1 protein-coding gene is annotated in these 1273 nt (G+C 72.9%); it reads left to right on the top strand.

Features of this window, described 5'->3' with window-relative positions; translation table 11 throughout:
• Positions 1 to 1129: DNA-binding protein (locus tag FNQ90_RS23655; RefSeq protein ID WP_182608209.1), on the top strand; the 1129-nt coding region annotated here is incomplete at its 5' end.
• Between the last annotated feature and the right edge of the window lie 144 nt (positions 1130 to 1273).

Raw genomic sequence — 1273 nt, 5'->3', positions numbered from 1 at the left:
GGCCCCGGAGCCGGCCGCGCCCGGTCCGGCGCCCGCGGCCCCGACCGAGGCCGTCGCCCCGGCTGCCCCGGAGTCGGAGTCGTCGCCGGCGCGGGCCGCGCGGGATTCGCACCGCCGTCACCAGCAGCGGCGTACCACGACCACGGCCGAGGCCACCCGGGGCGAGTTGCGGGAGCGGATCGCCACCCGGGTCGCGGCCGAGCTGGAGCGCGCCGGCGGCGACACCGACGCCGCCACCAACGCCTTGATCAAGAAGGCCATCCCCGACGTCATGGAGCTGTTCGCCGCGACGCGGCGGACCGCCCGCTACGAGCACACCGCCTACCCCCGTCTGCCGCAGATCTTCGAGCGGCCTGCGAAGGGCGAGGCGAACCTGATCTGGGAAGCGCGCCCCTCCTGGCGCCACCCGCACCTACGACGCTCCCCCGACGGCCCGCTCACGGTCACGGCCCTGGATGTGAACGCCGCCTACCTGTCGGCGCTCAAGACGCATCTGCCGATCGGCCGTCTGGAACACACCACCGGTGGTGAGCACGACCGCAAGCGGGCCGGGGTCCATCTGATCGACCCGCTCGCCTGGCACCACCCCACCGCCCCCAACCCGCTGGGCGACCGGGAGGAGACGGGGCCGGTGTGGGTGACCGAACCCATCCTGCGCCTTCTCCTGCAGCTCGCCGGGCCGAAGCACCGGCTGATCGAGGCGCCGCGGATCCACGAGTCGTGGACCTCGGGGGCCACCGAGGTCATGCTCGACGGGCTGCGGCAGACTCTCGCCGAGGCCCGCAGCGAGGCGATCGCCACCGGCGACGACGTCACCCTGACCTACCTGAAGGCGATGTACTCCCGCTTCGTGTCCACGATCGGGGACAGCAGCGCCAACCGGGAGATGATGCGCCCGGACTGGACCCACATCATCCGCTCCCAGGCGTTCGCGAACCTGTGGCGCCGCGCCCACAAGGCCGCCACGGCCGGCCTGACCGTGGTCTCGATCGTGGGCACCGACGAACTTCACGTCGCCGGGGACTGGCGCCAGGTGTGGGGCGAGGGGACGGGGCTGTCGGAGATGAAGGTCAAGACCGCCCCCCGCACCGGTGACCCGGTGACCTACACCATGACCGAGGTCCCCTGATGGCACGCAGCACCACCTGGGGTGAGTGGCGGAAGTTCAACGCGGACGGGATGCACGGCGCCGACGCCCTCGCGCAGGGGTTGGAGGCGATGGTCACCGGCATCGCCTCCGGCCCGGACACCAAGCGCGGCATCAACGCCCGCC

Source organism: Streptomyces alkaliphilus (genome assembly GCF_014141535.1).
GTDB lineage: Bacteria > Actinomycetota > Actinomycetes > Streptomycetales > Streptomycetaceae > Streptomyces > Streptomyces alkaliphilus.
This window is presented reverse-complemented; position numbering and strand designations above follow the sequence as displayed.